The organism is Streptomyces sp. CA-142005, assembly GCF_050942335.1.
Taxonomy (GTDB): Bacteria; Actinomycetota; Actinomycetes; order Streptomycetales; family Streptomycetaceae; genus Streptomyces.
Genome location: NZ_CP192078.1, coordinates 7,395,880 through 7,421,585 on the forward strand (window position 1 = coordinate 7,395,880; position 25,706 = coordinate 7,421,585).

General features: G+C 73.0%; 27 protein-coding genes and 1 pseudogene. 14 read left to right on the forward strand and 14 right to left on the reverse strand.

Annotation, left to right across the window (positions count from 1 at the left end):
• Window positions 1-257: 257 nt before the first annotated feature.
• The 4 genes from ACQPXS_RS34380 to ACQPXS_RS34395 all read right to left on the reverse strand — a co-directional run bounded on the left by ACQPXS_RS34380 (window position 258) and on the right by ACQPXS_RS34395 (window position 3,734).
• Complete coding sequence (locus ACQPXS_RS34380; RefSeq protein WP_433453283.1) at window positions 258-1,577, reverse strand: DUF692 domain-containing protein; 1,320 nt, start codon at window positions 1,575-1,577, stop codon at window positions 258-260.
• Between the two features lie 107 nt (window positions 1,578-1,684).
• Window positions 1,685-2,293, reverse strand: coding sequence for a TIGR03086 family metal-binding protein (locus tag ACQPXS_RS34385; protein ID WP_433453284.1), 609 nt, complete (start codon window positions 2,291-2,293; stop codon window positions 1,685-1,687).
• A 77-nt stretch (window positions 2,294-2,370) separates the two neighbouring features.
• Complete coding sequence (locus tag ACQPXS_RS34390) at window positions 2,371-3,009, reverse strand: TetR/AcrR family transcriptional regulator (RefSeq protein WP_433453286.1); 639 nt, start codon at window positions 3,007-3,009, stop codon at window positions 2,371-2,373.
• Window positions 3,010-3,017: 8 nt separating this feature from the next.
• Entirely contained in the window at window positions 3,018-3,734 is a 717-nt protein-coding gene (locus ACQPXS_RS34395) for a peptidyl-tRNA hydrolase (RefSeq protein WP_365329234.1), read from the reverse strand.
• Between the two features lie 79 nt (window positions 3,735-3,813).
• On the opposite strand from ACQPXS_RS34395, the gene ACQPXS_RS34400 reads away from it, so the two are divergent.
• Together ACQPXS_RS34400 and ACQPXS_RS34405 are read left to right on the forward strand one after the other, a co-directional pair.
• Window positions 3,814-4,692, forward strand: coding sequence for an ABC transporter ATP-binding protein (locus tag ACQPXS_RS34400; protein WP_433453288.1), 879 nt, complete (start codon window positions 3,814-3,816; stop codon window positions 4,690-4,692).
• Window positions 4,689-5,360 (forward strand): ABC transporter, encoded by a 672-nt coding sequence (locus ACQPXS_RS34405; RefSeq protein ID WP_433453290.1) that lies wholly within the window; start codon window positions 4,689-4,691, stop codon window positions 5,358-5,360. Before ACQPXS_RS34400 ends, ACQPXS_RS34405 begins: the two co-directional genes overlap by 4 nt.
• A gap of 9 nt (window positions 5,361-5,369) precedes the next feature.
• On the opposite strand, the gene ACQPXS_RS34410 is transcribed toward ACQPXS_RS34405, so the two are convergent.
• From ACQPXS_RS34410 to zapE, 10 genes and pseudogenes are all read right to left on the reverse strand, one after another.
• On the reverse strand, window positions 5,370-5,552 hold the full coding sequence (locus tag ACQPXS_RS34410; protein ID WP_433453291.1) for a hypothetical protein: 183 nt from the start codon (window positions 5,550-5,552) through the stop codon (window positions 5,370-5,372).
• Between the two features lie 80 nt (window positions 5,553-5,632).
• Window positions 5,633-5,900: pseudogene (locus ACQPXS_RS34415) on the reverse strand (polysaccharide deacetylase family protein); the annotation flags it as partial.
• A 78-nt stretch (window positions 5,901-5,978) separates the two neighbouring features.
• Complete coding sequence (locus ACQPXS_RS34420; protein ID WP_433453292.1) at window positions 5,979-7,502, reverse strand: FAD-dependent oxidoreductase; 1,524 nt, start codon at window positions 7,500-7,502, stop codon at window positions 5,979-5,981.
• 17 nt (window positions 7,503-7,519) lie between these two features.
• The gene (locus ACQPXS_RS34425) at window positions 7,520-8,377 is read right to left on the reverse strand and encodes a PPK2 family polyphosphate kinase (protein ID WP_351806675.1); all 858 of its coding nucleotides are present in this window, start codon (window positions 8,375-8,377) and stop codon (window positions 7,520-7,522) included.
• 23 nt (window positions 8,378-8,400) lie between these two features.
• Complete coding sequence (locus ACQPXS_RS34430; RefSeq protein ID WP_433453294.1) at window positions 8,401-8,952, reverse strand: YbhB/YbcL family Raf kinase inhibitor-like protein; 552 nt, start codon at window positions 8,950-8,952, stop codon at window positions 8,401-8,403.
• A gap of 10 nt (window positions 8,953-8,962) precedes the next feature.
• Complete coding sequence (locus tag ACQPXS_RS34435) at window positions 8,963-9,814, reverse strand: slipin family protein (RefSeq protein ID WP_433453296.1); 852 nt, start codon at window positions 9,812-9,814, stop codon at window positions 8,963-8,965.
• 135 nt (window positions 9,815-9,949) lie between these two features.
• Complete coding sequence (locus ACQPXS_RS34440) at window positions 9,950-11,428, reverse strand: SulP family inorganic anion transporter (RefSeq protein ID WP_433453297.1); 1,479 nt, start codon at window positions 11,426-11,428, stop codon at window positions 9,950-9,952.
• Window positions 11,429-11,436: 8 nt separating this feature from the next.
• Window positions 11,437-12,015 (reverse strand): carbonic anhydrase, encoded by a 579-nt coding sequence (locus ACQPXS_RS34445; RefSeq protein WP_365329217.1) that lies wholly within the window; start codon window positions 12,013-12,015, stop codon window positions 11,437-11,439.
• A gap of 76 nt (window positions 12,016-12,091) precedes the next feature.
• Complete coding sequence (locus ACQPXS_RS34450; RefSeq protein ID WP_433453300.1) at window positions 12,092-12,430, reverse strand: hypothetical protein; 339 nt, start codon at window positions 12,428-12,430, stop codon at window positions 12,092-12,094.
• A 166-nt stretch (window positions 12,431-12,596) separates the two neighbouring features.
• Window positions 12,597-13,700 (reverse strand): cell division protein ZapE, encoded by a 1,104-nt coding sequence (gene zapE, locus ACQPXS_RS34455; protein ID WP_351806663.1) that lies wholly within the window; start codon window positions 13,698-13,700, stop codon window positions 12,597-12,599.
• Window positions 13,701-13,737: 37 nt separating this feature from the next.
• Between zapE and ACQPXS_RS34460 the strand changes: the two genes are divergently transcribed.
• The 12 genes from ACQPXS_RS34460 to ACQPXS_RS34515 all read left to right on the forward strand — a co-directional run bounded on the left by ACQPXS_RS34460 (window position 13,738) and on the right by ACQPXS_RS34515 (window position 25,695).
• Window positions 13,738-14,634: a pyrimidine reductase family protein gene (locus tag ACQPXS_RS34460; protein WP_433453302.1), complete on the forward strand. Its 897-nt coding sequence runs from the start codon at window positions 13,738-13,740 to the stop codon at window positions 14,632-14,634.
• Window positions 14,635-14,764: 130 nt separating this feature from the next.
• Window positions 14,765-15,238 carry an indole-3-glycerol phosphate synthase gene (locus ACQPXS_RS34465; RefSeq protein ID WP_351806659.1) on the forward strand — a complete coding sequence of 158 codons (474 nt, stop codon included), beginning with the start codon at window positions 14,765-14,767 and terminating at the stop codon, window positions 15,236-15,238.
• A 214-nt stretch (window positions 15,239-15,452) separates the two neighbouring features.
• Window positions 15,453-16,841, forward strand: coding sequence for a UDP-N-acetylmuramate--L-alanine ligase (murC, locus tag ACQPXS_RS34470; RefSeq protein WP_433453303.1), 1,389 nt, complete (start codon window positions 15,453-15,455; stop codon window positions 16,839-16,841).
• Between the two features lie 15 nt (window positions 16,842-16,856).
• A complete protein-coding gene (gene msrB, locus ACQPXS_RS34475; RefSeq protein WP_351806655.1) occupies window positions 16,857-17,264 on the forward strand; it encodes a peptide-methionine (R)-S-oxide reductase MsrB in 408 nt (135 codons plus the stop codon).
• Window positions 17,265-17,455: 191 nt separating this feature from the next.
• Entirely contained in the window at window positions 17,456-18,796 is a 1,341-nt protein-coding gene (locus tag ACQPXS_RS34480) for a PP2C family protein-serine/threonine phosphatase (protein WP_433453306.1), read from the forward strand.
• Between the two features lie 588 nt (window positions 18,797-19,384).
• On the forward strand, window positions 19,385-20,722 hold the full coding sequence (locus ACQPXS_RS34485; RefSeq protein WP_433453308.1) for a ferredoxin reductase family protein: 1,338 nt from the start codon (window positions 19,385-19,387) through the stop codon (window positions 20,720-20,722).
• 16 nt (window positions 20,723-20,738) lie between these two features.
• Window positions 20,739-21,128 (forward strand): FMN-binding protein, encoded by a 390-nt coding sequence (locus ACQPXS_RS34490; RefSeq protein WP_433453309.1) that lies wholly within the window; start codon window positions 20,739-20,741, stop codon window positions 21,126-21,128.
• Between the two features lies 1 nt (window position 21,129).
• Window positions 21,130-21,852: an FAD:protein FMN transferase gene (locus ACQPXS_RS34495; RefSeq protein ID WP_433453310.1), complete on the forward strand. Its 723-nt coding sequence runs from the start codon at window positions 21,130-21,132 to the stop codon at window positions 21,850-21,852.
• A 126-nt stretch (window positions 21,853-21,978) separates the two neighbouring features.
• Window positions 21,979-23,247, forward strand: coding sequence for an ABC transporter ATP-binding protein (locus tag ACQPXS_RS34500; protein WP_433453312.1), 1,269 nt, complete (start codon window positions 21,979-21,981; stop codon window positions 23,245-23,247).
• Window positions 23,244-23,897: an ABC transporter permease gene (locus tag ACQPXS_RS34505; RefSeq protein ID WP_351806644.1), complete on the forward strand. Its 654-nt coding sequence runs from the start codon at window positions 23,244-23,246 to the stop codon at window positions 23,895-23,897. Before ACQPXS_RS34500 ends, ACQPXS_RS34505 begins: the two co-directional genes overlap by 4 nt.
• Window positions 23,894-24,562, forward strand: coding sequence for an ABC transporter permease (locus ACQPXS_RS34510; RefSeq protein WP_351806642.1), 669 nt, complete (start codon window positions 23,894-23,896; stop codon window positions 24,560-24,562). The genes ACQPXS_RS34505 and ACQPXS_RS34510 overlap by 4 nt, the downstream gene beginning before the upstream one ends.
• 173 nt (window positions 24,563-24,735) lie before the next feature.
• The gene (locus ACQPXS_RS34515; protein ID WP_351806640.1) at window positions 24,736-25,695 is read left to right on the forward strand and encodes an ABC transporter substrate-binding protein; all 960 of its coding nucleotides are present in this window, start codon (window positions 24,736-24,738) and stop codon (window positions 25,693-25,695) included.
• The last annotated feature ends 11 nt before the right edge of the window (window positions 25,696-25,706 follow it).

Consider the following 25,706-nt stretch of genomic DNA (forward strand, 5'->3'; position numbering starts at 1 on the left):
TACGGGGCGCGCGTCGCCGTCGTAGTCCGCGGGCGGTCTGCCGCTGGGGCGAGGCGCAGGCCGAGGCCGCGCCCGGGGAGGCTGCGGAGGCGAAGGCGCGCCGCACGCGGAAGACGGCCGCCGCCGTCACCGAGGCTGCACCGACCGACGCGGCACCGGTGGACGCGGAGGCGGAGCCACGACGGGTGGGCGCAGCGGCGCCCGGCGGGCGCCGGTGAGCGAGCCGGCCCCGGCCGGCACCAGCACCGGTCGCCGCGTCATGCCCTCCGCAGCAGTACCTTCCGTGCTGCCCGGGCCACCCGTCCTCCGCCGGGCCTCGGTGCCGGACCCGCCCGGTCCAGCCACCACTCACGCAGCTGTCGGCGAGACCCCGGCTCCTCCGGCCGTCCCGCTGTCAGCAAGTGCCCGGCGAAATCCAGGGCGTCCCGTCGATAGCCCCCCGTCATCGGCCGCACCCGGGCGTAGTCCAGGAACGCCGCCCGGTACCCGTCGCCGAGAATGACCGTCAGCTCGGGCGCAACCTTCGCCACCACGTCCGCCCGCTTCGAGGCGAGCGCCCGCGCCTGCACCCCCATCCGCACCCGGTCGAACCCCTCGGGCACCGGCGTCCCGGCCACCAGCGAGGACAGTACGGCGGTCTGGGCGACGGCGAGCCGCTCCCGCGCACGGACCGTGGGCGGCGCCAGGACGGCGACACCCCCGCCCGCGGAGCCGGCGACGGCACCGGTCCCCGTGCTCCCCTCGGCCCGCGCGCGCCCTGCCGTCACCGCGTCCCGGATCTTCGCCAACTCCCGCTCCAACTCGTCCGGTTCGGGGAAGTTCTCGTCCCGTTCCAGGAGGACGCCGGGCGGCTCGGTACGGGAGGCGAGGCCGGTCAGGATGTCCAGCACCGGGCGCGGCACGGGGTGGGCGTGGCTGTCGTGCCAGACGCCGTCGCGCTCGAAGCCGCCCGCGACATGGACGTAGGCGATCGCTTCCACGGGCAGCGCGGCCAGCGCCCCGGCCGGGTCCTCGCCCCGGTTGACGTGGTTGGTGTGCAGGTTGGCCACGTCGATCAGCAGCCGTACGCCGGTGCGCTCGACCAGCTCGGACAGGAACTGCCCCTCGGTCAGCTCCTCGCCCGGCCAGGAGAACAGCGCGGCGATGTTCTCCAGCGCCAGCGGTACGGGAAGCGCGTCCTGCGCGATGCGCACGTTCTCGCAGAGCACGTCCAGGGCGTCCCTGGTGCGCGGCACCGGCAGCAGGTGCCCTGCCTCCAGACGCGGGGAGGCGGTGAGCACCCCGCCCGCGCGGACGAACGCGATGTGCTCGGTGACCAGGGGGGAACCCAGGGCCTCCGCACGCTCCGCCAGCGCCGTCAGCCGCGCCTCCTCCGGGCGGTCGGCGCCGCCGAGGCCGAGGGCGACGCCGTGCGGGATGACGGTCACGCCGCGCTCGCGCAGCCGCAGCAGCGACTCGGGAAGGTGGCCGGGGCAGACGTTCTCCGCCACGACCTCCACCCAGTCGATGCCCGGCATGCGCTCCACGGCGTCCGCGATCTCCGGCCGCCAGCCGATCCCCGTGCCCAGTCGCCGCATGGCTCCTCCCCTCCGTCGAGCGAACCCCTCCGTCGAATGACGGGGGTATGGCCCCGGCGGCCGGACCCGAACCTCCTCCGTGCCGTGTTCAGAGCAACATTTGAGCTTCAGTCCCCGGTCGGCCACCGCTCGGGGCTGCGGCCCAGCAGACGCAGTGCCTCCTCCAACGGGCCGGAGCCCTCGGGCACCTTCAGCGCCGGGGCGAAGGCGAAGCCCGGGCCGCGCCGGCCGGGATCGTCCGGCACCCGACGGGCCACGGCGAGCGCGCCGACGAGGACGTGCTCGGGGAGTTCCGGCCTGGTGCCGAGGGCGGCGGCGACGTCCCAGGCGTGGACGACGTAGTCGACGAAGTGGAAGCTGATCGCCCGGCCGCCCGGGAAGCCGCCGCCCAGCTCGGGCAGCGTGAACTCCCGCTGGGCCGCGCCCGGTTCGGCGAAGGCCGACAGGACCGAGGCCGCGGCCGACCGGTGGATTCGGGCGGGCTCGCTCATGTCCTCCGGCTCCCGCCAGTGCTCCGGTTCCCGCCCCGCCCCGCGGGCCGCTGCGGCGAACCCGACATGCTGTGCGGTCATGTGCGCGACGAGCCGCCGCAGAGTCCAGCCCGCGCAGGGGGTGTCCCGGCTCCAGTCGGCGTCCGTGGCCAGGTCCACCACGCGCACGGCCTCCTGGACGGCGATCCGGTCGAGTTCGACGAAGTCCGCTCCGGTGAGAGTCATGGCCCGAGCATAAAACAAACCGAACGAGCGTGCTTATTTTTTAGCAGGTGCGTTCTCTCTCCCGACACCGGCTCATTTCAAGGGAATTGGGGGAGCAGGGCACCATCCACGGTCGCATCGCGCAGCCGCCGCGCCAGGGCCACCCGAGCCCTGCGGTACGCGGTCTCCTCGTCGTGCAGCACCGACAGCGCGTTCGCCGTCTCCAGCAACGCCACGACCTCGAAGGCGAGTTGCGCCCCATCGGTGTCGGCGCGCAGCTCACCCGCCGTACGGGCCTCGTCGATCGTGCGCTCGACATGGGCCGACCAGTCACGCTGCGCACGGACCACGGCGTCGTGCACGGGCCCCGTCCGCGCGTCGAACTCGGCCATGGCGCCGTAGAAGAAGCAGCCGCCCGGGAACACCCGGCCGCGCGAGTACTCCAGCCACAGCTCGCACAGCCGCCACACCCGGCCGACGCCGGCCGGGGTCTCGGCGGCGGGCCGTATCACCCGCTCGGTGAAGATCCGCGCCGCCTCCCGCACGGTGGCCAGCTGCAGTTCCTGCTTGGAACCGAAGAGCGCGAACACCCCGCTCTTGCTCAGCTCCAGCTCGGCGGCGAGACGGCCGACGGTGAGCGCCTCCAGGCCCTCGACCGAGGCGATGTCCACCGTGCGGCGCAGCACCAGCCGGCGGGTGCGGTTGCCCCGCTCGACCCGCCCGTCGACCCGTGTCATCGGCCCTCCTAGCGCAGCGCCGGATGGTCGGCGACGACCGTGCAGCTGCCCGGCGCGATCTCCGTGAAGCCGGCGTCGCGCACCATCGGCAGGCCGCCGCCGGCCAGCCGTGCCCAGTCGGCGGGGTCGGCCGTACGGACGGCCAGTGCGTAGCCCGCGTCCCGCCAGGCGGCGCGCTCGGCGCCGGACAGCGCCCACCAGGCCAGCTGGGCACCGTGCCCGGCCTGTGCCATCGCCTTCCCGGCCGACATCTCCAGCCCGGGGTTCAGCCACAGCACCGGCTGGGCCGCGTCCGCGGCGACGGGCGGCTCCGGGTCGTCCAGCTCGGTGCCGGACACCTGGAGCTTGGCCAGGTCCTTGGGCCAGCCGTCGAGCGGGATCGGCGGGAAGACCCGCACCTGCGCGGACTTGCCGGTCACCGTGATCCCCGGCAGCGCCTCGGCCCGCCGCCACTCGGCGCCCCTGGCCCGCCGCACGACCTTGCGGATCCGCGCGTCCTCCCAGCTGCGCACCGCATCGGCCCACTCGCCGTCCCCGTGCGCCCGCTCGTCCCCGAGCAGCACCAGTACCGCCCGGGCGGCCGTCTCCAGCGCGTCGGTGCGCGCCGGCGGCGCGCTCTTCTCGATCCGCACGACGAGGGGCAGCACGAACTGCGGCGCCTCGTCGCGCGGATTGCGCTCGGCCTGGAAGGGACTGTCTCCGGGGGAGGCTGAAACATGGCTCACACCAGCCAACCTTAAAGGGGGGCGCCCGCGGGCCGACAGGCCGATCAGGTCCTGCGGCGAGACCGGACAAAATATCCGCATGCAACGTGACCTGCGACTGACCGCCGTAGGCCGCCGCTACGGCATCCGCGGCCCCTGGGTGTTAAGAGGCGTCGACCTCACCGTCACGCCCGGAACCCTCACCCGCGTAGACGGAGCGAACGGCACCGGAAAGTCCACCCTGCTGCGCCTCCTCGCCCGGCTGGACGCGCCGACGGAGGGCCGTGTCACCGGCCGCCCCCGCACCGCGTACGTCCCCGAACGCTTCCCCTCCGCCCTCCCCTTCACCGCCCTCGGCTACCTCACCCACCTCGGCACGGTGCACGGCCTGAGCCGCCGGACGGCACACAGTGCCGCGGGCACCTGGCTGGAGCGCTTCGGCGCGGCGGCGTGCGCCGGCACGCCCATGGCGCGGCTGTCCAAGGGCAGCAGCCAGAAGGTGGCGGTCGCGCAGGCCCTGCTCGGCGAGCCGGAGCTGCTGGTGCTGGACGAGGCCTGGACCGGACTGGACGCGGCGGCGCGGGCCGAGCTGGAGCGGGCCGTGGCCGAGCGCACCGCCGCCGGGGGTGCCGTGGTGTTCGTGGACCACGACCCGCGCCGGCTGGCCGGGGCGCCGGACGCGACGTACACGCTGCTGGACGGCGGCCTCAAGCGTCGTACGGACCAGGGGAGTTCACCGGAGGGGCCGCTCACCCTCGTCACCGTCCGCGGACCGGCCGGCGGGCAGCTGCCGCCCGACGCGGCCCGGACCGCCGCCTTCGCCGAGGAGACCGCTCCCGGTGTCCACCGCCTCGCCGTGCCCGCCTCCCACTCCGACGTCGTCCTGCGCACCCTGCTCACAGCCCGCCCGCCCTGGCACGTCGTGAGCGTCAGCCCGCCCCCGGTCGATCCCGTACCGAACCCCGAAAGCCGCCCATGACCGCACTCCTGCGCTACCAGGCCGACCTGCTGGTGCGCTCCCAGCGCTGGCTGCCGCCGGTGATCCTGTACGCCGTGTTCCTCGGGATCGGCGTGCAGAGCGGCCAGCCCGTCCTCGACTCGCTCGGCTACACCGCCGCCGGTCTGCTCCCGGTGGCCGCCTGGCTGGTGCGGATCTGTGTCACCGGCGAGCCGGACGCGGCCCGCGCCTGTGTCGCCGCCGCGCGCGGCCCCGCCCGGGCGCACCTGGCCTGTCTGCTGACGGCGCTGCTCGCCTCGGTGGCGCTCGGGGTGGTGGCGACCGCGGTGGTGACGCTGATCAGCGATCCGGCGAGCAACGGGCACCGGGTGCCCGTACCCCTGCTGCGGGCGGGTGCGGCCGGACTGCCGGCCACGCTCACCTGCGCGCTGCTCGGAGCGGCCGTCGGCGCGCTCACCAACCGGCCGCTGCTGCGTTCCACCGGCCGCGCGGTGCCCGCGATGCTGCTCGGCGCGCTGCTGGCGGTGGTGCTCACCGGCTCCCCGGCGCAGGCCGCCGTCCAGGGCCTGGTCACCGGTTCGCGGACCGGCCACGCGCCGGTGCCGCTGCTGCCACTGGCCGGGGCGGTCCTGCTCACGGCCGCGGCCTTCGCAGCGGCGGCCCGGCTCACCGCCCGCCGGGCGCCCTGAGCGAGCCGGTCACCCCGAGCAGGCGGTGCGCTGCGCCTCCAGCCACTCGCAGCGAGGGCAGAGCGTGATGCCCTTGTACGACTCCGGGTACTCCGTCGGCTCCCGGCACAGCACACACTCGGCGTACGGCGGGCCGTCGGCCTCGGGCGGTTTCGCCGCCGGGACGACCGTGCAGTAGTCCTCGTCGCTCATGCCTCCAGCGTAGGACGGCCAGCGGTGTCCGCCGGCCTCGCCGTGGCGGTCGTCGGTGAACGCGCAGTGGCTGTAGGAGTCCAGCGGCCGGTCATGAAGATCGTCGCCGGCACCTTCAGTACGCGCAGGGTGGCGATGAGGTCTGGGTTGTCGAAGTGTTCGCCGGCGGGCGGCGCGCGGCCCCTGGCCGGCGGTCATGCCGGCGTCGAAGGGGGCCGGCACGGGCGGACGCGAGACGGACGGGGCGGCGGGGACGGCGGCCTCGCCAGGGACCTGACGGCCATGGCCGACGGGCCCCGCGCCGCCACAGGCCCCGAGAGCCACGCCCAGGACGCAGACGGCGGTGATACGACGTGCCGGTGACGCGGCGGCACCGGCACCCGCGCGGCGGCGAGCCGCGGTGGGGCCGCCGGGATCGCGGGAACCTCACAGGCCACGCGGCTCCAGCGGCCGTACCGCCGGGCCCTGGATCACCGTGCCGTCGACGTCGAAGCGCGAGCCGTGGCAGGGGCACTCCCAGGCGCGTTCGGCCCGATTGAAGGCGACCAGACAGCCCAGGTGGGTGCAGCGGGCCGAGACCGCGTGCAGGGCGCCCTCCTCGTCCCGGTGCACCGCGAGCCGGCCGCCGCCCGCCCGGACCACCGCACCGTCGCCGGGCGCCAGGCCGTCCACCGAGGCAGGCGGTTTCAGCCGGTCGCCGACGAAGTGCCGAGCGACCTCCGCCTGCGTCTTCAGCAACGACGGCGCCTCGCGCACCACCGACTTCAGCCGCCGCGGGTCGTACAGCTCGCGCCAGGCGCGGTCCCGCCCGGTGATCAGCGCGGTCAGCAGCAGCCCGGCCATGATGCCGCCGCTCAGCCCCCAGCCGCCGAAACCGGTGGCGACATAGGTGTGCCGGGCGCCCGGGTGGAAGGGACCGACCAGCGGCACGGTGTCGGTGGAGTCGTTGTCCTGGGTGGCCCACGCGTGGTCCAGGGCCACCCCCGGGAAGTGCTCCTCGGCCCAGGCGGCGAGGCCGTCGAAGCCGGCCCGCACATCGCCGGTGCCGGGCGTGAAGTGCTCGCCGGTGACGACCAGCAGCCGCTGCCCGTCGGCACCGTACGGCGCCGTGCGCACCGAGCGGGTGTTCTCCTCCGGCGTGATGTACATGCCCTCCGGGTCGGCGCCCTCGCCCAGCGGGCCCGCGACGACCAGTTCCCGGCGCGGGGAGAGCCGGGCGAACAGCAGCGCCCGGTCGAACACCGGGTAGTGGGTGGCGATCACGACGTCCCGGGCGGTGACCGTGTGGCCCGCCTCGGTCGTCAGCCGGCAGGGCTCTCCGCCCTCCTGCAGCCCGACGACCCGTGTCCCCTCGTACAGCAGGCCGCCCCGCGCCAGGAGATCCTCGGTGATCGCCCGCAGGTACTTCACCGGATGGAACTGCGCCTGCCCCGTCACCCGGACCGCGCCCGCCACCGGGAACGGCAGCCCGGTCTCCGTCGTGAACGCGGCCGGCAGCCCCGCCTCCCGCGCCGCCTCGGCCTCCGCCCGCACCTCGTCCGCGCGCGAGGGGTCCCGCACGTAGGTGTACGCGTCCCGGGTCTCCCACTCGCACTCGATGCCCAGCTCGGCCACCAGCGCCGCCGCGTGCTCGATCGCCTCCGACTGCGAGCGGGCGTACAGCCGCGCCCCCTCGGGTCCGCGGGTGCGCCGCAGCCGGTCGTAGACGAGGGTGTGCTGGGCGGTCAGCTTGGCCGTGGTGTATCCGGTGACCCCGGCGGCCGCCCGCCCGGCCTCCAGCACCGCCACCCGCAGCCCGGCCCGGGCCAGTTCGTGCGCGGTGCTCAGCCCGGCGATGCCGGCGCCGACGACGGCCGCATCCACGTCCAGGTCCTCGCTCAGCGGGGGACGGGACGGCCCCGGTGCGGTCCGGAGCCAGTACGAGTCGGTGACCTGCCGTTGTTCGCGCATGGCCGCCGGGTACCCGGCTACGCCTCCTTCAGCAGCCGCTCCCGGCACTCGGCCACGTCGAAGTCGCCCTTCGGGTACTGCGGGTCCAGCTCCTCCAGATGCTCCAGCAGCAGACGGCTGATCGCCCAGTTCCGGTACCACTTGCGGTCCGCCGGCACCAGGTACCAGGGCGCGTACGGCGCCGCGCAGCGCTCCAGCGCCAGCTGGTAGGCCTCCTGGTAGGCGGGCCACAGCGCGCGCTCGTCGATGTCGACCGGATCGAACTTCCAGTGCTTGTCCGGGCGGTCCAGGCGGCGCAGCAGCCGGCGCTTCTGCTCCTCGCGGGAGATGTGCAGGAAGCACTTGATCACGGTCACGCCGTCCTCGGCGAGGGACCGCTCGAAGTCGTTGACGAGGCCGTAGCGGCTGCCGATCTCGGCGGGGCGGGCGAGATGCCGGACCCGGGCGATGAGGACGTCCTCGTAGTGCGAGCGGTCGAAGATGCCGATCTCGCCCGGCCGGGGCAGGGCCGGGCGCACCCGCCACAGGAAGTCGTGCCGCCGTTCCTCCTCGGTGGGAGCCTTGAACGCCTGGATCCGGCAGCCGGCCGGGTTGAGCCGGCCGATGACGTGCTTGACCGTGCCGCCCTTGCCGCTGGTGTCCATCCCCTGGAGCACCACCAGCACCCGCCGCCGGTCCCCGGCCGTACTCGCCGCCCACAGCCGCACCTGGAGCTCGGCGAGCCGCTTTCCCATGGGCGCGGTGTCCCGCAGGGCCGCCTTCTTCCCGCCGGGGGCACCGGGCGTGGCCCGGGTGTCGTACGCGGCGAGGTCGACCGGCTCACCGGGCGGCAGACGCAGCGACTCCCTGAGGTCCTTGCCGTTCTTCTTGGCCACGGTCACCCTTTCCCTCTGCGGCACTACCCCCGTCCGTACCGTCCCGTCAACGTGCCCACAGCCGACGTGTGCCCGGAAATCGCCTTCAGCAGATCCGCCGACGAGACTCCCGCGCCGAGCGACACACGCCGGTCGACGGCGTACACCGTGAGGACATAGCGGTGCGGCCGGTCACCGCGCGGCGGGCAGGGACCGCTGTACCCGGTCCTCCCGAAGTCGTTGCGGCCCTCGCGCGCCGCCCGCGGGTGCTCCCCCGCGGCCAGCCGCGTGGTGTGCGGGTCGATGCCCCACACCAGCCAGTGCGTGAACGTGCCGTGCGGGGCGTCCGAGTCCCGCAGCAGCAGGGCCAGGGAGGACGTCCGCGCGGGTACGCCGGTGACGGCCAGCGGAGGCGAGACGTCGGGGCCGTCGCAGGTGTACCGGCGCGGGACGGTGCCGCCGTCGGCGTAGGCCGTGCTGGTGACGGTCAGCCGGCGGGCTCCGCCCGGGGAGGGCGCGGTGGCCGGTCCGGCACCGTCCCCGCAGCCCGCGGCGAAGGCCATCGCGGCCACGGCGATCACCCAGCTCCTGCGCATGCCCGGCACGTTATCCGGAGGGGAGCTCTCCGTCCTCGTCCGGCACGGGCTGCCGTGCACCCTTTTCCAGGCGGAGTTCCCCGTCACCGTTCGGCGCGGTCTGCTGGTTGCCCCGCTCCAGGAAGTGCAGCAGCTCCACCGGGATGGGCAGGACCAGCGTGGAGTTCTTCTCGGCGGACACCGCCATCACGGTCTGCAGCAGCCTGAGCTGGAGGGCGGCCGGGGTGTCGGCCATCTGCTGGGCCGCCTCGGCCAGCTTCTTGGAGGCCTGGTACTCGGCGTCCGCGTTGATGATCCGGGCCCGGCGCTCCCGGTCCGCCTCGGCCTGGCGGGCCATGGACCGCTTCATCGTGTCCGGCAGGGAGACGTCCTTGATCTCCACCCGGTCGACCTGGATGCCCCAGCCCACGGCCGGGCTGTCGATCATCAGCTCCAGGCCCTCGTTGAGTTTCTCGCGGTTGGAGAGCAGGTCGTCCAGGTCGCTCTTGCCGATGATCGACCGCAGCGACGTCTGGGCCATCTGCGACACCGCGAACTTGTAGTCCTCGACCTTCACCAGGGCGCTCGCCGCGTCGACCACGCGGAAGTAGACGACGGCGTCCACCCGGACGGTGACGTTGTCGCGGGTGATGCCCTCCTGGGCCGGGATCGGCATCGTGACGATCTGCATGTTGACCTTGTGCAGCCGGTCCACGAAGGGGATCACCAGGGTCAGGCCGGGCTCGCGTTCGCCTCCCACCACCCGGCCGAGGCGGAAGAGCACGCCTCGTTCGTACTGCTTGACGATCCGCGCCGCCATCGCCAGGTAGACCACGGCGACCGAACCCGCCGCCGCCACGGCGCCCAGCAGCTCCTGGAGCATGGTGACCTCCTCACGGAGAGGTCCGATTTCGTCCGCTGCTGTAACCATATGCCCGGGGTGGGGCGGAAGCCATAAGCCGGGGACCGGGCCGGGGTGCCGAGGGGCGTCGGCGCCCCGGCCCGGAGACAGCGGCCGTCAGCGGGCCGGCGTCGTGACCCTCACCGGTTCCGTCCCCGCCGCGCTGTGCCGCTCGGCCCAGTTCTCCAGGGCCGTGCGGCAGGCGTGGTCCAGATGGTGCAGGCCGGACAGGTCCAGGCGGACCGGGCGGTCCTGGGGCAGCGACTCCAGGCTGTCCAGGATCTTCGGCAGCCGCAGGAAGGTCGCGTTGCCCGAGAGATACGCGCCGACCGGGCCCGCCCCCTTGTCGACGACCTCCAGCTTGACGTGCGAGGCCTGCCAGGCGGTCTTGACCACCGCCATCGCCAGGCCGATCAGCACGCCCTCGAACATGCTGACCGCCACGATCGAGACCGCCGTCACCGCGAGGATCAGTGCCTCGCCCCGATGCTCGCGCCACAGCACGGTCAGCGCCCGGACCGGGACCAGCTTGGCGCCCGAGTGGATCAGGATGCCCGCGAGCGCCGGGACCGGGATGTGGGCGAGCACGTCCGGCAGCAGCGCGGCGAACAGCAGCAGCCACACGCCGTGCAGGACGCGGGAGGCCTTGGTACGGGCGCCCGCCTGGACGTTGGCCGCGCTGCGCACGATCACCGCGGTCATCGGCAGCGCGCCCAGCAGCCCGCACACCGTGTTGCCGGCGCCCTGCGCGACCAGCTCGCGGTCGTACTGGGTGCGCGGTCCGGAGTGCAGCCGGTCCACGGCCGCCGCGCTGAACAGCGACTCGGCGGAGGCGATCAGCGTGAAGGCGACGATCGTGCCGAGCAGCCCGGCACTCGCCAGTTCGCCGAACGCGCTCAGTGGCGGCGGCTGGACCGAGCCCAGCAGACCCCGCACCTCGACCATGGCCACCGGCAGGTGCAGCGCGAACGCGGCCACCGTGGCGAGGCCGACCGCGGCCAGCGGACCGGGCAGCGTCCGCAGCTTCGCCGGGACGTGCTTCCACAGCAGCAGCACCGCGACCGTGCCCGCGCACACCGCGAGCGAGGCCACCGCCCTGCCGTCGCCGAGGGCGTCCAGGAACGCCCCGGGCAGCCCGGCGATCTTGCCCAGGCCGGAATCGGGGGCCTTGGCGGCCAGCGCCGGATACAACTGCCCGGCGATGAGCACCAGTCCGATTCCGGCCAGCATGCCCTCGACGACGGAGACCGAGATGGCGCGGAACCAGCGGCCCAGCCTCAGCAGGCCCATGGCCACCTGGAGGAGTCCGGAGGCGAGCACGATCACGCCGAGTGCCGGCAGCCCGAACTCCTGGACCGCCTCGAAGACGAGCACGGTCAGGCCGGCCGCCGGCCCCGACACCTGCAGGCTGCTGCCGCGCATCAGCCCGGTGACGAGGCCGCCCACGATGCCGGTGACCAGGCCGAGTTCGGCCGGGACCCCGGAGGCGACGGCCACGCCCACGCACAGCGGCAGCGCGACCAGGAAGACGACGAGGGAGGCGGTGAAGTCCTGCCGCAGGTACGGAAACCGGGATATGAGGTTCTTGCTGGTCATCGGCGCGCTCACAGGGACTCGAAGGTGTCGGTCTGCGGGCGGTGCGCCCGTACGGCGCCGGTGTGCACCTCGTAGTACCAGGCGTGCAGGCCGAGTTGACCCTCCGCCAGCTTGCGCTCGACGCAGGGGTAGGAGCGCAGCCGGAGCAACTGGGTCAGCACATGGGCCTGCACGCCCTCGGCGACCTCCGGGTCCTCGGCCTGGCCGGCCGGGCGCGGGGTGGCGTGCGCGAGCCAGTCGCGCACGGCGGGTACGGCGGTCAGGTCGTCGCCGCGCACCAGGGCGCCGACGGCACCGCAGTGCGAGTGACCGCAGACGACGATGTCGCGGACGCCGAGCACCTCGACGGCGTACTCGATGGTGGCGGCCTCGCTGGTGGGGTGCTGCGAGGTGTGGGGCGGGACGATGTTGCCCGCGGTGCGCAGCTCGAAGAGCTCGCCGGGGCGGGCGCCCGTGATCAGGGCCGGGACGACCCGGGAATCGGAGCAGGTGATGAACAGGACCTGCGGGGACTGGCCTTCGGCGAGCTTGGCGAACTCCTCAGGGCGCTGTCCGAAGGTACGGGCGTTGTCGATGAGGGGCTGCATGTATGTGGTTCCTCCTGGCGCGCCTGAGCGGCGCGTCGGACTTGAACGACGGTTGTGGGGGAGAGATGAGCGCCTGTCAGCAGCGGAAGACCTGAAGTGCTGCCGGGGCGTGGGGTGCCGATGCTCTGGGGACCGGGCCGTGCGCGGTGCCGGGCGTGGGGGAGGGGCCGGTACCGGCTGCCCGGCCGGTTATCAGCGGGTGCTCCCGCGCGCAGCGGGAGGCGGGGCCGCGGACCGGGTCCGCCGTGTCGCGCACCGGCTGTTCGGGCGGCGTGGTTCCGGTCTCGGCCTTGGCCGTTGCTTCACTGAGAGTGTGCGCAGATGTGAAGGGATCCGCGGGGGCGGAGAACAGCAGGGCGAGCAGGACGACGGCGACGGCAGCGAGTGCGGCCCGGGCCGTCCTGCCTCGGAACATGCGCCCTCCTCCCGGACGTCCCACATCTCTCGCGCACACCAAGCATTGGTCAATGGCTGGTCAAGAAACACGTTAACCCTGCAAAGTCGTTTGCAGGGTTAACTACGCGTTACGGGCGCAAGAGAGCGTGAAAAGTGCCGGTCGCGTGGCGCGAACTCGCTCTTGACTAGGAGCCGACGAGCCCCTTCGCGTCGCGGGCCAGCGCGGTGAGCCGGGATATCGCGCGGAAGTACTTCTTGCGGTAGCCGCCGTTCAGCATCTCCTCGCTGAACAGCTTGTCGAACGGCAGGCCCGAGGCCAGCACCGGGACCTCACGGTCGTAGAGCCGGTCCGCGAGCACCACGAGCCGCAGCGCCGTCGACTGGTCCGGCACCGGTCGCACGTCGGTGAGGCACACCGCCCGCAGGCCGTCGGTCAGCGCGCCGTACCGGCTCGGGTGGACCTTGGCCAGGTGGTCCAGCAGATGCGGGAAGTCGTCGAGCGAGGCGCCCGGGGTGGCGTAGGCCGCCTTCGTCACCTCTTCGTCGGTGAAGGGCTTCGGCGCCTCGGGCAGGCCGCGGTGGCGGTAGTCCTCGCCGTCGATGCGCAGGGTGCGGAAGTGGGCCGACAGGCCCTGGATCTCGCGCAGGAAGTCGGCGGCGGCGAACCGGCCCTCGCCCAGCTTGCCCGGCAGCGTGTTGGAGGTGGCGGCGAGCGCCACGCCCGCCTCGACCAGCTTGCCGAGCAGGGTCGACACGAGGACCGTGTCGCCCGGGTCGTCGAGCTCGAACTCGTCGATGCACAGCAGGCGGTGGCCGGAGAGGGTCCGCACGGTCTGCTGGAAGCCGAGGGCGCCGACCAGGTTCGTCAGCTCCACGAAGGTGCCGAACGCCTTGAGCGCGGGCTCGGCCGGGGTGGCGTGCCACAGGGAGGCGAGCAGATGGGTCTTGCCGACGCCGTAGCCGCCGTCCAGGTAGACACCGCGCGGGCCGGCCGGGGTCTTGGGCGCCTTGGCCCTGCCGAAGCCGAGGAAGCCGCGCCGGCCGGCGCCGGAGGCGTGCGCCCCGCCGAGTCCGCCCGCGAAGCCCTCGAGCACCTTCACGGCCTCGCTCTGGCTGGGCTGGTTCGGGTCCGGTATGTAGGTCGAGAAGCGGACCGAGTCGAAGCGCGGGGGCGGGACCATCTCGGCGACCAGCCGGTCCGCGGGCACGTGCGGCTCGCGGGCGCACAGGGACAGGGGGCCCGCGTCGGTCAGAGGGCTGGATCCGGGGGCGGTGGTGGAGGACGACACGGTTGTCCATGCTAAGCGCCGTGTCACACTGCACGACATGCGACGCCTGTTCCCTGTGACCGACGAAACAGCAGCCCAGGCCTCCGGCGGGACGGCCGAGAGGGAAGGGGCGAGGGGGGTTGGCGGGACAAGGGTGGCCCATGCGCCCGGTGAGATCGGCGCCCACGCCGACCTCGGCGCCCACGCCGACCACGACGCCCACGTCGACCGCGAGTGGAGCCTCGCCGAGCTGGCCGCCGCCTACGTCTACCCGGAGCCGCCGGGCGCCCCGCGGCCGTGGCTGCGGGCCAACATGGTCTCCACGCTCGACGGCGCCGCCCAGCACGAGGGGCGTTCCCAGCCCATCTCCAGCGCCGCCGACATGCGGATCTTCGGCACGCTGCGGGCGCTCGCGGACGTGATCGTCGTGGGCGCGGAAACGGTGCGCCAGGAGGGGTACCGGCCCGCACGCGCGCGTGCCGAGTTCGCCGAGGCCCGGGAGGCCGCCGGACAGGGCCCGGCGCCGGCGATCGCGGTCGTCACCGCGAGCCTGGACCTGGACTTCTCGCTCCCGCTGTTCACCTCGCCCCTGGTGCCCACGCTGGTCCTGACCGGATCCGCGGCCGCCCCCGACCGGGTCGCCGCCGCCGAGAAGGCCGGCGCCAAGGTGGTGATCGCCGGCGAGGGCAGCGGCATCGACCCAGTGCGGGCGGTGCGCGCCCTGGCCGGCCTCGGCCACATCCGGATGCTCACCGAGGGCGGTCCCCGGCTGCTCGGCCAGCTGGTCGCCGCCGAGGTGCTGGACGAGCTGTGCCTGACCCTGTCGCCGATGCTCACCGCGGGCGACGCGCAGCGCATCGGCGGGGGGCCGGCGGTCGCCGTGCCGCACCGGTTCGAACTCGTGTCCCTGCTGGAAGACGCCGGTTTCCTGTTCGGACGCTACCGGCGGTCCTGAAATCGGCGGAATGTGTCGTTCCGTTTAGCTTCCGGGGGGCAGACTTAGTCCGGCACACCCCGTGCGATCACGAGGCAGGATGGTTTCCGCAGGGGCCTGCTCGGGGCCCACGGAGGAGAAGAGGCGTTCTGTGTTCACCAGCGTTCTGATGATCGAGAAGGCTTTGACGTCCGCCGACGTGGAGTTCGTCACCACCTTGCACGGGGACGAGCCGGTCGATTTCCATGTGCTCCTCCAGCCGCGCGGCGACCAGGCGGACCGCCTGCTGCGGGCCATCGACGACATCGCGCTCGGCGAGCTCGACGAGGCGGTCCGCGAACACGAGACACCCGAGGGCGAGGACGCCAGGAGCGTCGGACAGCAGGCCCTGGACGTGTCGGTGCAGGCGCTGCGGGCCGCCGGGAGCCAGGCGGCGGGGCAGATGGTGGAGGACCATCCGCTGGATGCGCTGAAGTCCCTGGTCGCCGAGGTGAAGGCGGACGAGGTGATCGTGCTCACCGACCCCCACTACGTGGAGGAGTTCTTCCACCGGGACTGGGCCTCCCGGGCGCGGCACAAGGTAGGGGTGCCGGTGCTGAAGCTGTTCTCGCACAGCAAGGCGTAGACGCTCCGCTGGTCCGGCCGACGAGCGCCGTCGGGGGTTGCGGTGCGTTCGCGGGCGCCGGTGCGTCGTGGTCGCTCGCGCCCGCGCGGCGGAACTGTACATCGACACGGACACGCGCCCCTCATGCCGGCGGCCTTGCCCTCGCTGCCACGAGCCCGGTGCTTCAGCGCATAGGCTAGGGCCGCTCGCACGTACCGTCTCTGGGGAGAACCACATGGCACCCGGCCTTCCTACCGCCATGGACCGACCGCACTTCATCGGCATCGGCGGCGCCGGGATGTCGGGGATCGCCAAGATTCTCGCGCAGCGCGGGGCCGAGGTGGCCGGCAGCGACGCCAAGGAGTCGGCGACCGCCGAGGCGCTGCGGGCGCTCGGCGTGACCGTGCACATCGGGCACGCCGCCGAGCACCTCGCCGACGACGCGAGCTGTGTCGTGGTGTCCTCGGCGATCCGCCAGGACAACCCCGAGCTGGCCCGCGCGGCCGAGCTGGGCATCCCGGTGGTGCACCGCTCCGACGCCCTCGCCGCGCTGATGGAGGGGCTGCGCCCGATCGCCGTGGCCGGCACCCACGGCAAGACGACGACCACCTCGATGCTGGCCGTCTCCCTCACCGAGCTGGGCCTGAAGCCGTCGTACGCCATCGGCGGCGACCTGGACGCGCCCGGCTCCAACGCGCTGCACGGCGAGGGCGACATCTTCGTCGCCGAGGCGGACGAATCGGACCGCAGCTTCCACAAGTACGCGCCCGAGGTCGCCATCGTCCTCAACGTCGAGCTGGACCACCACGCCAACTACGCCTCGATGGACGAGATCTACGAGTCCTTCGAGACCTTCGCCGGGAAGATCGTCCCCGGCGGCACCCTGGTGATCTCCGCCGACCACGAGGGCGCGCGGGAGCTGACTCGGCGACTGGCCGGGTCGGTGCGGACGGTGACGTACGGCGAGGCCGAGGACGCCGGCGTACGGGTGCTGTCGATCGTCCCGCAGGGGCTGAAGAGCCAGGTCACCGTGGTCCTGGACGAGCAGGAGCTGACCTTCACGGTCTCCGTGCCCGGCCGCCACTACGCCCTCAACGCCGTCGCCGCGCTCACCGCCGGTGCCGCCCTCGGCATCCCGGCCGCCGAACTGGCGCCCGCGCTCGCCGCCTACACCGGCGTCAAGCGGCGCCTGCAGCTCAAGGGCGAGGCCGCCGGGGTGCAGGTCATCGACTCCTACGCCCACCACCCCACCGAGATGACCGCCGACCTGGAGGCCATGCGCGCCGCCGCCGGCGACTCCCGCATCCTCGTCGTCTTCCAGCCGCACCTGTTCTCCCGCACCCAGGAGCTGGGCAAGGAGATGGGCCAGGCCCTCGCCCTCGCCGACGCCTCCGTGGTGCTCGACATCTACCCGGCCCGCGAGGACCCGATCCCGGGCGTGACCAGCGAGCTGATCATCGAGGCCGCGCGCGCCGCCGGCGCCGACGTCACCGCCGTGCACGACAAGGACGGGATCCCCTCGGTGATCGCGGGAATGGCCAAGCCCGGCGATCTCGTTCTCACCATGGGCGCGGGCGACGTGACAGACCTGGGCCCGCTGATCCTGGACCGCCTGTCGCAGTAAAAGGGGCTGAGGCTCATGTCGTACGACGTCGAGAAGCCGGACGAGCAGTGGCGCGCGGAGCTGAACCCCGCCGAGTACGCCGTGCTCCGCCAGGCCGCCACCGAGCCGGCCTTCACCGGTGAGTACACCGACACCAAGACCAAGGGTGTCTACTCCTGCCGGGCCTGCGGCGCCGAACTCTTCACCTCCGACACGAAGTTCGCGTCGCACTGCGGCTGGCCGTCCTTCTACGACCCGAAGGACACCGACGCGGTGGAGCTGGTCGAGGACCGTTCCCACGGCATGGTCCGCACCGAGGTGCGCTGTGCCCGCTGCGGCTCCCACCTGGGGCACGTCTTCGAGGGGGAGGGGTATCCGACCCCGACCGACCAGCGCTACTGCATCAACTCGATCTCCCTGCGGCTGACGCCGGCCGAGGACTGACTCCCTCCTCGGTCGGTCGACACTCCGGATCCGGCAGAAGACGTCCTCGGCAGGGCTCGCCCGGTCGAAGATGAACGCCATCGGGCACCGGAGTGCGACTCGAGGCCTGTGCTGGGCCTGCCGAGGGCGCTGGGACGGATGAGGCTGGTGCCCCACTCGCTCCGGTTTGAGATTCTGTGAGGGTGTTGGGTGTGGCGCGCTGGATCCAGTCCCGCCGCAGGCCTGTGCCCGCCGACAGCGGTCGCCACCGCGAGGACGACGGCGGGCACGAGGCGACGGCGACATCCGCGCGGTCCGAGGAGCTCGCGGCGGCCGAGGGCTCCTCGGAGGGCCTGCCGGCCACCGGTGCCATGGCGGCCGGCGCGCCGCTCGGCGTGCTGCGGGAGGCGCTGGCCGGGATCGGTACCACCCTCGACGAGGACAGGATCTGCGCCGAGCTGACCCGGCAGGCCGTACGCCTGGCCGGTGGCACGGCCGCCGTGATGCGCCGGACGGGCCAGGCCATGTCCGGATACGAGGCGATCACCGGGGACGCCGACGCGCTGCCCGACGTCCGGTGGGCCACCGCGGCGGCCCGCGAGGCGGAGACACCGGCGCTCGACGCACAGCCGGAGCCCTGGCTGGAGTACGCGGGCGCCACCCCGACCCGGGTAGGGCTGTGCGCGCCGCTGACCAGCGGCACGGACAGGTACGGCATTCTCGTGTGGGCCCGCTCCGGGCAGCCGCTGCGCCGCGCCGAAGCCGAACTGCTCACCATGCTCGCCGAGCGCGCCGCCTCCCACATCCGGCACGCCCGCGCCTACGCGAGCATCAACCGCACCGCCGGCGATCTGCAGCGGGCCCTGCTCGCCGAGCCCGGCCGCCCGCATCCCAACCTCGACATCGCCGTCCGCTATCTGCCGGCCGGCGGCGGCGTGCTGGTCGGCGGCGACTGGTGCGAGACCGTACGGCTGCACTTCGGGCGGACCCTGCTGGTCGTCGGTGACGTGATGGGCCACGGCCTGGAGGCCGCCGTCGACATGAACGTCTACCGTTCCTCCCTGCGCTACATCGCCTCCGCCGACCTTCCCCCGCACCGGGTGCTGCGGCAGATGGACGACATCGCCTCCCGGGAGGCGGAGCTCAGGCCCGCCACCTGCCTGCTCGCCCGCGTCGACCCCGGGCGCCACCAGGTCACGCTGGCCAGCGCGGGCCATCTGCCGCCGGTGCGCATCGCGATGGGCGGCGAAACCTCCATCGTGCCGGTCCCCGTCGGACCGCCGTTGGGCACCGGGCTCGGTGGCTATGAGATGGCCACGCACCCGCTGGCCGCGGGGGAGACGCTCGTGCTGTTCACCGACGGACTGGTGGAGCGCCGGGGCGAGGACATCGACCGGTCCCTGGAGCGGCTGGCCACGGGCCGCCTCCCCGGCGGGGAGTGCCTGGACGACGTTCTGGACACCATCCTCAGCCGTACGGACGCGCGGCACGCGGAGGACGACGTCGCCGCGATGGCCTGCCGGACCCACAGCCGGCAGGGCGTCTCACCGTAGGGCGCAGCGGCCCGCCGGCCGACCGCCCGCGGAAGGTTGCATGGAGCCCCGCACACCTTCGGGGAGCCGCGGTCACCGGCGGCCGCAGCGTGAACGCCGTCGAGGCGTCCTCCCCGGGCGGACGGAGCATGCCGCCGCAAGCGTCCGCCAAGGCCGGACTCCCTGGGTGTGCTCCTCCAGGGCCAGGTCGGCGAGCCGCAGCACCGTCCGCTGGAGGACGGGGCACGTGCAGCGCCGGAGCCCGCGACCCGGCCGGCGACGCCGTCGCGCGCGGTGAGGAACAGGGCCGACACCATCGTCCCCGAGCGGCGCAGCCGGCCCAGCAGCCGAAGCCGTCCACGTCGGCCGGCATCAGGTCCAGGACGCGTGGCCCGGCCCGAGCTTGGCGGACCCCGGCCGGTGGGCCGCCGTGCGCGACCAGCAGGCGTGCCCTCCGCACCCGCCCGTCTTCGTGCACCCGTTCGGCCCCGCCCGGGCTGCCGCGCCCCACGGGCCGCATCGATACTCGAGTGACAGTCGTCCGACAGGCAAACGACAGCAACCACGGGCGAAGCTCGTCATCCAGGACCCGATCAAGGAGCTGTGTCCGTGACGACCCTCCAGACACGTCCCGCACCTCCCACGACGATCCGCCCCCGGGTCGTGGCCCGCACCGGCCTGTACGCCCTGCTGGCCGTCAACGCGGCCGCCACGGCCTGGTTCTTCGTCCAGGCCGGATTCGCCTCGAACACGCTGATCGTGCTGGGCCGCCTCGCCGGCCTGAGCGGCGCCCTCCTCATGGCCTTCCAATTGCTGCTGGTGGCCCGGCTGCCCTGGCTGGACCGCCGGATCGGCATGGACCGGCTGACCTCCTGGCACCGCCGCACCGGCTTCGGCATCCTGTGGACCCTGCTCACGCACGCCGTGTTCATCACCTTCGGCTACGCCCAGGCGTCCTCGATGGACCCGGTGAACCAGCTCGTGAACCTCGCCGAGACGGTCGAGGGCGTGCTGCGCGCGATCGTCGCGCTCACGCTGATCGTCGTGGTCGGCGCCGTCTCGGCCCGCTGGGCACGCCGCCGACTCGCCTACGAGACCTGGCACTTCATCCACCTGTACACCTACGCCGCCGTGGTCCTCGCCTTCACCCACCAGGTCGCGGCCGGTACGACCTTCACCTCCTCGCCCGTCGCGCGGACGTACTGGTACACGGTGTGGGGCTGCGCCCTCGGCTCGGTGTTCCTGGGCCGGCTGGTGCTGCCGCTGTGGCGCAACCTGCGGCACCGGCTGCGGGTCTCGGCGGTCGTACCCGAGTCCGACGACGTCGTCTCCGTCTATGTCACCGGCCGCGACCTGGACCGGCTGCCCGCGCGGGCCGGCCAGTTCTTCCTGTGGCGGTTCCTCACCCGGGACCGCTGGTGGCAGGCCAACCCGTTCTCCCTGTCCGCCGCCCCCGACGGCCGCACCCTGCGCCTCACCGCCAAGGCGTCCGGCGACGGCAGCGCCGCGCTGCGGCACCTCAAGCCCGGCACCCGCGTCTTCGCCGAGGGCCCCTACGGCGCCTTCACCACGCTGCACCGCACCCGCCCGGAGTCCGTGCTGATCGCCGGCGGCGTCGGCGTCACACCCATCCGGGCACTGCTGGAGGACCTTCAGGGCCACGCCGTCGTCATCTACCGGGTGGCAGCCGACCGCGACGCCGTCCTCTACGACGAGCTGAGCGACCTCGCCCTCACCAAGGGCGCCGAACTGCACCTGGTGACCGGACCGATCGCCCCGGACAAGCTCGCCCCGAGCGAGCTGTCGCGGCTCGTCCCCGACATCGGCGAGCGGGACGTCTTCCTGTGCGGGCCGCCCGGCATGATGACCGCCGTGCTGCGCAGCCTGGCCGACCTGGGCGTACCCAAGCGGCAGATCCACTTCGAGCGCTTCAGCCTCGCCGGCTGAGAGAGGGCGTCCGACCGTGAAGCGAGCCATTCCCGTCTTCGTCCTGACCGTCGCCGGTCTGATCCCGGTGTGGCGTTACCACCCGTCGACCGGGACCGTCGAGACCGCACAGCCCGCGGCGACGCCGACCTCCATGCCGTCCTCCTCGAGGGTGGTGCCGGGCACCGCGGTGAGCACCACGAAGGGCGTCTTCCAGGTGGAGGTGACCTTCCGGGGCGACCGGATCGCCTCCGTGCGGATGCTGCAGGCGCCGCACCATCCACAGACCCGGTGGGCCGTACCGGAGCTGATCGCGGAGACGCTCAAGGCGCAGAGCGCCCACATCGACTCGGTGTCCGGGGCCACGATCACGAGCCAGGGGTACCGGGCGTCCCTCCAGGCCGCGCTCGACGCCAAGGGCTCCTGACGTGCGGCGTGTCGAGCACGTCATGGGGTTTCCGGTCTCGCTGCGGATCGACGACGAGGGCGACTTCGGCGCGGCCGCGGACGAGGTCTTCGCCTGGCTGCGCCAAGTGGACGCCCGCTTCAGCCCGTTCAGGACCAGCAGCGAGGTGTCCCGGTACGGGCGCGGGGAACTGGCGGACGCCGAGGTGAGCGCGGACCTCACCGAGATCCTCGGCCTGTGCGAGCGGTACCGGGCCGCGACCGGCGGTGCCTTCGACGTACGGCTGCCCGGCCGGGGCTTCGATCCCTGCGCGGTGGTCAAGGGCTGGTCGGTGCAGCGGGCGGCCGGGCTGCTGGCGGCGGCCGGCGCGCGCCGGTTCTGCCTCAACGCGGGCGGTGACGTGGTCGCGTCCGGCGGGCCGTGGCGGATCGGGATACGGCATCCGGAACAGGCCGACCGGCTCTGTGCCGTGCTGGCGGTCACCGACGCGGCGGTGGCGACCTCCGGTCGGTACGAGCGCGGTGACCACATCGTCGACGGGCGCACCGGACGCCCCGCGACCGGGCTGCTCAGCCTCACCGTGGTGGCCCCCACCCTGACCGAGGCGGACGCGACCGCCACGGCCGCCTTCGCGCTGGGCGCCGACGGCCCGGCCTGGGCCGCCGCCCGGCCCGGCTGCGAGGTGTTCGCGGTCGACGCCGCACGCGGTGTGGTCCGCACGCCGGGGCTGCCGGTGGCGGCCTAGCCGGTTGTTCGCCCGCCAAAGCGCCGCAACATTTGCGGTCTAGACTCTCCCCGCAACGGCCTGCGCATCGACGACCGTGGCCGAAAGCGGGCGGAAATCCGCCAAACCCGAAGGGTATTCGGCGTTTTGATACGGATAGAGTCAGTCACGAAGCGGTATCCCGACGGCACGGTCGCGGTCGACCGGCTGTCGCTGGAGATACCGGACCGCGCGATCACCGTACTCGTCGGGCCCTCCGGCTGCGGCAAGACGACGACCCTGCGGATGATCAACCGGATGGTGGAGCCCACCGAGGGCAGCATCCTCCTCGACGGCACGGACATCCGGCAGCAGCCGGTCAACACCCTGCGCCGCTCGATGGGGTACGTCATCCAGAACGCCGGACTCTTCCAGCACCGCACCATCCTCGACAACATCGCCACCGTGCCCCGGCTGCTCGGCTGGAGCAAGCAGAAGGCCCGCGCGCGAGCCGCCGAGCTGATGGAGCGGGTGGGGCTCGACGCCGGGCTCGCCAAGCGGTACCCGTACCAGCTCTCCGGCGGCCAGCAGCAGCGCGTCGGCGTGGCCCGGGCCCTCGCCGCCGATCCGCCGGTGCTGCTGATGGACGAGCCGTTCTCCGCCGTCGACCCCGTGGTACGCAAGGGACTCCAGGACGAACTGCTCCGCATTCAGGACGAGTTGGGCAAGACCATCGTCTTCGTCACGCACGACATCGACGAGGCGATCAAGCTCGGCACGATGGTCGCCGTGCTGCGCACCGGCGGCCGGCTCGCCCAGTTCGCCCCGCCCGCCGACCTGCTCAGCGCCCCCGCCGACGCCTTCGTGGAGGACTTCCTCGGCGCCGACCGCGGCATCCGCCGGCTGTCCTTCTTCCCCTCCACCGGCCTGGAGCTCGAGACCGGGCCGATCGTGGGCGTCGACGCCGACGCCGACCGGCTCGCCGCCCGCGCCGACGCCGCCTACCTCCTCGTCACCGACCCCGACGGCAGACCCCTCGGCTGGAGCGAGCCGGGCCGGCTCACCGCCGGGGCCGTCGACCCGGGGCAACTCCTCGACCACGGGCGGCCGTTCGTACCCGGCAAGGACTCGCTGCGCACCGCGCTCGACGGGGCGGTGCTCTCGCCGACCGGCTGGGCCGTCGCCGTGGACGGCGAGGGACGCGCCGTGGGTGTCGTCTCCCAGCAGGTCATCGGCGAGGCCATCCGCGCCGCCCACAGCCGGGTCGCGGACGGCGGCACCGGCACCGGGCGCGCCCGGCCCGCGGACGACACCGATGCCGCACCCGGCGCGGCTGCGGACGACACCGATGCCGCACCCGGCGCCGCTGCGAACGACACCGGCGCCCCACCGGGCCAGGGCACGGACGGCGACGCCGACCTCAAGGCCGCCCGATGAACGGCTTCTTCGACCTCCCGAGCGACCTCCAGCACAGCTACCTCGGGCTCGTCGGCCTGCATGTGCGCGAGGGCCTGCTGCCGGTGCTGGCCGCGCTGCTCGTCGCGCTGCCCGTGGCCCAGCTCTGCGTACGCTTCCGCTGGGTCTACCCGCCCGTCCTCGGCATCACCACCGTGCTGTACTCCATCCCGTCGCTGGCCTTCTTCGTCGTGCTCATCGACTACTTCGGGCAGAGCGAGACGACGGTGATGATCCCGCTCGCGGTCTACAGCCTGGTGGTGCTGGTGCCGGGCATTGTGGACGGCGTCCGCTCGGTGCCGCCGGAGACCCTGGCCGCCGCGCAGGCCATGGGCTTCGGGCCCGTACGCCGCTATCTCCAGGTCCAGTTGCCCATCGCCGCCCCCGCGATCATCGCGGGCCTGCGGGTGGCCGTGGTCTCCAGCCTCTCGCTGGTCAGCGTCGGCATGCTCATCGGCAACCAGGGCGCGCTGGGCAACATGCTCAACGACGCCACCACGTACCACCGGCCCGCCCTGGCCGTGAACTCGGTGCTGACGACCGCGCTGCTCGGCATCCTCGCCGACGCGCTGCTGGTCCTCGTCCGCCGCCTCCTCACCCCCTGGATGCCGAGGAAGGGTGCCTCCCGGTGAACGTCCTGAACTTCGCGCACGCCTTCTTCGGCGACAGCGCCCACTGGCACGGCTACGACGGCATCCCCACCCGGCTCGCCGAGCACGTGAAGTACTCCCTGGAAGCACTGCTGTTCGCCGCGCTGATCGGACTGCCCGTCGGCCTGGTCACCGGCCACTACGGCCGCGGCGGCAACGCCCTCGCGCTGATCGCCACGGCGGGCCGGGCCCTGCCCAGCTTCGGTCTCCTGGTCCTGATGTTCATCTGGATCGGATTCGGTCTGCTGCCGGTGATGATCCCGCTGGTCGTGCTCGCCGTACCGCCGATCCTGGTCACCACCTACGAGGCGATCCGCTCCGTCGACCCCTCGCCCGTGGACGCCGCCCGGGGCATGGGCATGCCCGAGGCGCGGGTGCTGTTCCAGGTCGAGCTGCCCGTCGCGCTCCCCCTCATCCTGAGCGGCCTGCGCACGGCGGCCATCCAGATCGTATCCACCGCCACCATCGCCGCCTACGTCAGCCTCGGCGGACTCGGCCGCTACATCATCGACGGTCTCTACCAGAAGGACTACGAGAAGGTGGTGGGCGGCGCCACCCTGGTCGCCGGACTCGCCCTGACCACCCTCGTGGTGTTCTGGGCCGCCTCCCGGATCACGGTCTCGGCGGGGGTACGGCGCAGCGGCTGAGGTCGACCGGCCGGGCTCCCGGGCGCCGAGGGCCACGACCGGCGCCGGGGAGGGCCCCAGGGGCACCGATGAGCCTGCGCTGCACGGGCGCGTCGCAACTGACCACAGATCGAGGCCAATCGGTGATCCGGAGCCCCTTGACTGACCGAGAACCGGCTGGATTGGATCGGTGAGTGACTTCCACCAACCGCATCAGCAGGTCCATCCGGAGGAACCGAGGCGCGGCGGTGGTCGCCCTCGCGGCGGCGACGGCTCTGCTGGCGGGCTGTTCCTCCAACGACAAGTCCGGCGGCAATCCGTTGACGGACAGCAAGGCGAGCGGCGACACCGTGGTCGTCGGATCCAACAACTTCCCCGAGAGCACCCTGCTCGCCGACATCTACGGCGAGGCCCTCAAGGCCAAGGGAATCAAGGTCAGTTACAAGCCGAACATCGGCAGCCGGGAGACCACCTACGGGCTGATCAAGAACGGCTCCCTCTCGGTGCTGCCCGAGTACAACGGCGCGCTGCTGGCCTACCTCGACCCGAAGGCCACGCCGAAGACGGCCGACGCCACCACCACGGCCATCGAGGCCAAGCTGGACTCCAAGCTGACCCTGCTCAAACCCTCGCCGGCCGAGGACAAGGACTCGGTCACGGTCAACGCGGCCACCGCGAAGAAGTACCACCTCACCGAGAAGTCGACCATCGCCGACCTCAAGGACATCGCCAAGGACCTGGTCATCGGCGCCTCGCCGGAGTTCCAGACCCGGCAGCAGGGCCTGGTGGGCCTGAAGTCGGTCTACGGCCTGCAGTTCAAGTCCTTCAAGGCGCTGGACGCGGGCGGCCCGCTCACCCAGGCCGCGCTGAAGAAGAACGCCGTGCAGGTCGCGGACATCTTCACCACGGACCCGACCATCTCCAAGGAGAAGTTCGTCGTCCTGCAGGACCCGAAGAACCTCTTCGGCTTCGAGAACGTCCAGCCGCTCGTCTACAAGAGCGCCCTGTCCCAGAAGGGCGTCGACGCGCTCAACGCGGTCTCGGCCAAGCTCGACACCGCGACTCTGCTGGACCTGGACACCCAGGTGCAGGCCCAGAACAAGGACCCGCTGGACGTGGCTCAGGCCTGGCTGAAGTCCGCCGGTCTCGCCTGACGTCCGCTCCG